Source organism: Micromonospora sp. BL1 (assembly GCF_003667485.1).
GTDB classification, from domain to species: Bacteria; Actinomycetota; Actinomycetes; order Mycobacteriales; family Micromonosporaceae; genus Micromonospora; species Micromonospora tulbaghiae.
The window spans coordinates 1-5923 of the sequence record NZ_RCVK01000217.1; the positions used below are offsets into that span (position 1 = coordinate 1).

Consider the following 5923-nt stretch of genomic DNA (forward strand, 5'->3'; position numbering starts at 1 on the left):
GTAGTCTCGTGGGCTCGGAGATGTGTCTAAGAGACAGCTCCGGCCCGGCCCGGGCACCCCCGGCTGGCGGGGATCGGCTACAACGTTCACGTGGATCGACGACACCCCCGGCGCCGGCTCCGCTCGGCCTCCGTGCAGCTCGGCGCGCTGACCGCGCTGGCCCTCGCGCTCTCCGGCTGCAACAACGGTTACGACGACGACGATGACGACTGCGCGCTCGGCCCGGCCGGCGGGGGCGGCGACATCGTCGCCGTGGCCCTGCACGTGCCCGCGCCGGTCACCGCCGCGCGCGGCGAGCCGGCCCCGACCACCGCGCTGCCCGAGCGCGGCGGCTTCGGCACCCACCTCGCCTCCTGCGGCGGCTGACGTGCGCCGCGAGGCGAGCACGCCGCGCCCCGGCTGGGACGAGACCATCCGGGCCCAGGGCCTGGTGTACGTCGACACCGAGCTGCCCGACGGCGAGATCATGTCGTACTGGGACGAGACGGCGGCGTACTCGTTCACGCTGGACGAGGTGCTCCGGCTGGAGGAGGCCACGGAGGAGCTGCACCGGATGTCGGTGGCCGCCGCCGAGCACGTGGTGGCCCGCCGCCGGTACGCCGAGTTCGGCATCCCCGAGTGGGCCGCCGAGGCGGTCGCCCGCTCGCTGCGGGAGAACCCCCCGACGCTCTACGGCCGCTTCGACCTCTGGTACGACGGCAGCGGCCCGCCGAAGATGCTGGAGTACAACGCCGACACCCCGACCGCGCTGGTCGAGGCGAGCATCGTGCAGTGGTACTGGCTGGAACACACCCGCCCGGACGCGGACCAGTGGAACAGCCTGCACGAACGCCTGGTCGGCGCCTGGGCCAAGATCGGCGCCGGGCTGCACGAGCCGCGGGCGCACGTGCTGTGGTCCTCCGAGGAGGAGTCGGGCGAGGACCAGATCACCGCCGGCTACCTGGCCGAGACGGCCCGCCAGGCCGGGCTGGACGTGACGCTCATGCCGATCCAGCGGGTCGGCTGGGACGGGCGGCGCTTCGTCGACGCCGACGACCGGCCGATCACCACCTGCTTCAAGCTCTACCCCTGGGAGTGGATGCTGGCCGAGCCGTACGGGCGGCCGGCGCTGGACCCGGGCACGCCCACCACCTGGATCGAACCGGCCTGGAAGCTGCTGCTGTCGAACAAGGCGCTGCTGGCGGTGCTCTGGGAGATGTATCCGGGGCACGACTACCTGCTGCCCGCGTACCTGGACTCGCCGCGCGGCATGACCGAGTACGTGGCCAAGCCGCTGCTCGGCCGCGAGGGCGGCTCGGTACGCATCGTGACCGGCGACACGGAGATCACCAACCCGGGGATCTACGGCGACGAGGGCTTCTGCTTCCAGGAGTTCCGCGCGTTGCCCGAGTTCGAGGGCAACCGGACGGTGCTCGGGAGCTGGATCGTGGACGGCGAGTCGGCCGGCGCCGGCGTACGCGAGAGCGAGAGCCTCATCACTGACGGTTACGCGCGGTTCCTGCCCCACTACATCGACGCACCGCGTGTGCTCTGAGTCGTCTACCGTTGGTGTCGTGAACTTCGACGCGTACGCCCGGACCGGGGTCGAGCTCGTCAACGCCCGGCTGGACGACCTGGACGGCCTGCGGGCCGTCTTCTCGGACGAGCAGGGCTGGATGCGCGACGAGGTCGCGGAACGGGACCTGGCGATCTTCCGGCGGGCGCAGAAGCGCCTCCGGGACGTCTTCGAGTACGGCACCTCCGGCCGGGACAACGAGGCGGTGGCGGAGCTGAACGCGCTGCTGGAGGCGTTCCCGGTGCAGCCGCGGATCTCCGGCCACGACTCCTCCGACTGGCACATGCACGTGACCAGCCGGGGCGCGTCGGTCTCCTCGGAATACCTGGCCGGCGCGGTCTGGGGCCTGTCGGTGTGGCTGTGCGAGTACGGCAGCGCCCGCTTCGGGGTCTGCGCCGACGACCGCTGCGGCAACGTCTACCTGGACACCTCGTCCAACTGCTGCCGGCGGTTCTGCTCCGAGCGCTGCGCCACCCGCTCCCACGTGGCCGCGCATCGGGCCCGCAAGCGCGCAGCGGTCGGCGAGCAGGCCGTCCCGGCGCAGCCGCTGTCCCCGGTGAGCTGACCTCCGGCGTACGCCCCGGCCGCGTGCGAGCGGCCGGGGTGGCCCGTGCCGGTCAGACGTCGACCGGGGAGGGCGCGGTCAGGTTCGCCCGGGCGAACTCCAGCGACTCCCGCAGGTCCGCCTCGCGAACCGCGCGGCTCTTCGCGCCCCGGGTGGTCACCTCCACCGCCACCGAGCCGGTGAACCCCCGCCCGGCGAGCGAGCGGAGCATCTCCGCGCAGGGCTGACCGCCGCGACCGGGCACCAGGTGCTCGTCGCGCCCCTCGCCGGTGCCGTCGCCCAGGTGCACGTGCGCCAGCCCGGAACCCATCCGGTCGGCCATCGCCAACGCGTCGGTGTGCGAGGCCGCGCAGTGCGACAGATCCAGCGTGTACGAGGCGTAGCCGATCTCGGTCGGATCCCAGCCCGGCGCGTACGGGACGAACTGCCGCCCGGCCATCCGCACCGGGTACATGTTCTCCACCCCGAAGTGCAGGCCGCCGAACTGCCCGGCGATCGTGTCGAGGCCGTCAGCGAAGGTGCGCGCGTAGTCACGCTGCCAGGTGAACGGCGGGTGCACGACGACGGTCGGCGCCTCCAGCGTGTCGGCCAGCTCGGCGGCCCTGCGCAGCCGCTCCCACGGGTCAGGGCTCCACACCCGCTGGGTGACGAGCAGACAGGGGGCGTGCACCGACAGCACCGGCACGCCGTAGTGCTCGGCGAGGCCGCGCAGCGCGCCCGCGTCCTGGCTGACCGGGTCGGTCCAGACCATCACCTCGATGCCGTCGTAGCCGAGCTCGGCGGCGAGCTGGAACGCCGCCGCGGTCCGTTCGGGGAAGACCGAGGACGTGGACAGGAGCACCGGAACGCGGTAGGTCACGCCTTCGAGGGTAGCCCCAACCGCCAGCGAGCATCGGGACGAGCAACCGCAAAGCAACCCAGAGCGCTCGTACGGTCACATCGGCGCGAGCTGATCCAGCCGGCGCAGGATGACACCCTCCCGCAACGCCCACGGGCAGATGTCCACGCAGTCCACGTCGAGGCGCCGCATCACCGCCTCCGCCACCACCGCACCCGCGAGGAGCTGGTGCGCCCGCTGCGCGCTGACCCCCTCCAGCTCGGGCAACTGGGCCGGCGGGATGTGCCTGATGAACCCGAGCACCTGCCGCAGCCCGGTACGGGTCAGGCTGCGGCGCGCCCACAGCCCCGCCCCGGAGGGCGCGGCGCCGGCCAGCCGGGCCAGCATGCGGAACGTCTTCGAGGTGGCGACCGGACGCTCCCAGCCCACCGCCGTCAACTGCTCCACCACCGGGTCGAGCTGCGCGTCCACGTACGCCCGCAGTTCCTCCACGGCCTCGGCCGACGGCGGCGCCGTGCCGGCCGGATCCACCGCGAGCCGCTCCCGGCTGAGTCGCCCCGCGCCGAGCGGCAGCGAGATCGCCACGTCCGGGTGCTCGTCGATCCCCGCGGCCAGCTCCAGCGAGCCGCCGCCGATGTCCATCGCCAGCAGCCGGCCGGCGGACCAGCCGAACCACCGCCGCACCGCCAGGAACGTCATCCGCGCCTCGTCCGCGCCGGAGAGCACCTCCAGGCGTACGCCCGTCTCGTCGCGGACGCGGGCCAGCACGTCGGCGGCGTTCGTGGCGTCGCGGACCGCGCTCGTGGCGAACGCCAGCAGATCCTCGGCGCCCAGCCCGTCGGCCGCCGCCCGGGCCATGCCGACCGCCTTGACCAGGCCGTCCGCGCCGCCGTCGGTGAGCGCGCCGTCCGGCCCGATCTGCTCGGCCAGCCGCAGCACCACCTTCTCCGAGTGCGCCGGCCAGGGATGCGCGCCGTGGTGGGCGTCGACCACCAGCAGGTGCACCGTGTTGGAACCGACGTCGAGGACACCCAGTCGCATGGGAGAGACCCTAGGGCCAACACGTTTCGTCGGCTCGGCGGCCGGGCGGGGTCACCGCGCGTACGCTGGTCCGAGTGACAGGGCAGATCGAGCTTCACGTGCTGGTGGACGACCCCGAGGACCCGCGCAGCCGCGAGGTCGGGCTGGACTTCCCACGGGAGTGGATCGAGTTCGTCGACCCGGCCGACGCGAAGCACGTCGTCCGCGCCGACCTGACCTGGCTGCTGTCCCGCTGGACGTGCATCTTCGGCCAGGGCTGCCACGGCATCATCGCCGGGCGCGCCGCCGACGGGTGCTGCTCGCACGGCGCGTTCTTCACCGACTCCGACGACGAGAAGCGCGTCCGGGCGGCGGTCAAGCGGCTGACGCCGGAGACGTGGCAGCACTTCCGGCGCGGGTTCAAGAACTGGACCGAGAACGACACAGTCGACGGCAAGACCCCGGCCCGGCGTACCGCCACCCGCGACGTCGACGCCCCGTGCGTGTTCCTCAACGACGCCGACTTCCCCGGCGGGGGCGGCTGCGCGCTGCACGCCCAGGCGCTGCGCGACGGGGTGCACCCGCTGGAGTACAAGCCGGACGTCTGCTGGCAGCTGCCGGTACGCCGCGACCAGGAATGGCACAAGCGGCCGGACAACACCAAGGTGCTGATCTCCACGCTGGCCGAGTTCGACAGGCGCGGCTGGGGCGCCGGCGGGCACGACCTCGACTGGTGGTGCACGTCCTCCACCGACGCGCACGTCGGCGCCGAGCCGATGTACGTCTCGTACGGGCCGGAGCTGACCGCGCTGATCGGCGCGCCCGCGTACGCGAAGCTGGCCGAACTCTGCGCCGCCCGGCAGCGCCAGGGTCAGGTCGCCCCGCACCCCGCAAGCGAGTGAAGGCCGGCACCCCGTTGGTTCGGGGTGCCGGCCTTCGTGTCTCTTACTTGTTCCAGTGTTCGGCGACGAGGTCGGCGGCCTGCTGCTCCCACTGGGCGTAGTGGTCGGGGTAAGCACTGACCTGGACGGTCTGGGCGGCCTTGGTCAGCGGCATGTCCTGCCAGCCGTCGACCTGCTTCAGACCCTTCAGGAACGCCGTGGTCGAGTACTCGGGGTCGGTGATCTGCTCCACCGTGCCCCACCCGGAGGAGGGGCGCTGCTGGAACAGGCCCTGCGAGTCGTGGTCGTTACGGTCACCGAGGTGGCCGAGGTTCTCCAGCTTCGACTCCTGCAACGCCGTCGCGATCGACACCACCGCGGCACGCTCGTCCATGCCGGCCTTCTTCGTCGCCGCGATGATCGCCTTCACGTTGGCGGTCTGCTCGTCGTTCAGGTCGATACGGGACTGGGCGCCCTGCACACCGTGCGGGATCAGCTTGTCACCCTGCACGCTCACGCTCACCGGCTTGACCGCGTGGGTGGTGTCCGCCGCGTGGGCGGCCACCGGACCGGCGAACACGCCACCGGTGAAGGCCAGACCAGCAATACCCAGAACGCTCTTCCGCAGAATCGTGTTCATGATGGGGGCTCCATTCGGGGGATCGACGCCCACACCGACGGGGGCCGGCGCGGGTGCGAGCACCGTCAGGCACTCAAAAAAGTCTTCAAGGGGGATCTCGGCTGCTCACGGGACACCCCCGGGGGGTGCCTCTGCGCGGCGCCGGAAGCATGTCCAACGACCCGCCACCCGCCACCATTCCCGAGGCGGTGCACGCCACCAGAGGGCGGCGGGGGTTCACGTCGTCGGAACCGTGTTCAACGACCAGCCCGCCAGGATCATTCCCCGCGGCTCACGTCGCCAGAACCGAACTCAACGACCGACAGCCCAAGGCTGTTCCCGCAGCAGCGGCCCCTTCTCGTGGCTCGGCTGGTGCTCGGTCGTTCACCGGGTTACAACGCCACCCACCCGCCAGCCATTCCACCGCCAGAGTGCCGCCCACCAC

7 protein-coding genes are annotated in these 5923 nt (G+C 72.2%); 4 read left to right on the top strand and 3 right to left on the bottom strand.

What is annotated here, in order from left to right:
• Positions 1–90: 90 nt before the first annotated feature.
• From EAD96_RS12315 to EAD96_RS12325, 3 genes are read left to right on the top strand one after another with little or no spacing between them, the layout of a single operon-like run.
• Positions 91–366 (top strand): hypothetical protein, encoded by a 276-nt coding sequence (locus tag EAD96_RS12315; protein ID WP_233585676.1) that lies wholly within the window; start codon positions 91–93, stop codon positions 364–366.
• Position 367: 1 nt separating this feature from the next.
• Positions 368–1534 (top strand): glutathionylspermidine synthase family protein, encoded by a 1167-nt coding sequence (locus tag EAD96_RS12320; protein WP_120572955.1) that lies wholly within the window; start codon positions 368–370, stop codon positions 1532–1534.
• Between the two features lie 19 nt (positions 1535–1553).
• Positions 1554–2120, top strand: a complete 567-nt coding sequence (locus EAD96_RS12325; RefSeq protein WP_018787720.1) for a CGNR zinc finger domain-containing protein — start codon at positions 1554–1556, stop codon at positions 2118–2120.
• 52 nt (positions 2121–2172) lie between these two features.
• On the opposite strand, the gene EAD96_RS12330 is transcribed toward EAD96_RS12325, so the two are convergent.
• Together EAD96_RS12330 and EAD96_RS12335 are read right to left on the bottom strand one after the other, a co-directional pair.
• A complete protein-coding gene (locus tag EAD96_RS12330; RefSeq protein WP_199733150.1) occupies positions 2173–2979 on the bottom strand; it encodes a sugar phosphate isomerase/epimerase in 807 nt (268 codons plus the stop codon).
• Between the two features lie 75 nt (positions 2980–3054).
• Positions 3055–3999, bottom strand: a complete 945-nt coding sequence (locus tag EAD96_RS12335; RefSeq protein WP_121684347.1) for a Ppx/GppA phosphatase family protein — start codon at positions 3997–3999, stop codon at positions 3055–3057.
• A gap of 74 nt (positions 4000–4073) precedes the next feature.
• On the opposite strand from EAD96_RS12335, the gene EAD96_RS12340 reads away from it, so the two are divergent.
• Positions 4074–4880, top strand: a complete 807-nt coding sequence (locus EAD96_RS12340) for a hypothetical protein (protein ID WP_121684348.1) — start codon at positions 4074–4076, stop codon at positions 4878–4880.
• Positions 4881–4923: 43 nt separating this feature from the next.
• Here the strand turns inward: EAD96_RS12340 and EAD96_RS12345 are convergent, their stop codons facing one another.
• Positions 4924–5499, bottom strand: coding sequence for a hypothetical protein (locus EAD96_RS12345; RefSeq protein WP_121684349.1), 576 nt, complete (start codon positions 5497–5499; stop codon positions 4924–4926).
• Positions 5500–5923: the final 424 nt, after the last annotated feature.

Excerpts from the sequence above, each read along its gene's own strand:
- EAD96_RS12345 (WP_121684349.1), bottom strand. The coding sequence starts at position 5,499 with ATGAACACGATTCTGCGGAAGAGCGTTCTGGGTATTGCTGGTCTGGCC.
- EAD96_RS12335 (WP_121684347.1), bottom strand. The coding sequence starts at position 3,999 with ATGCGACTGGGTGTCCTCGACGTCGGTTCCAACACGGTGCACCTGCTG.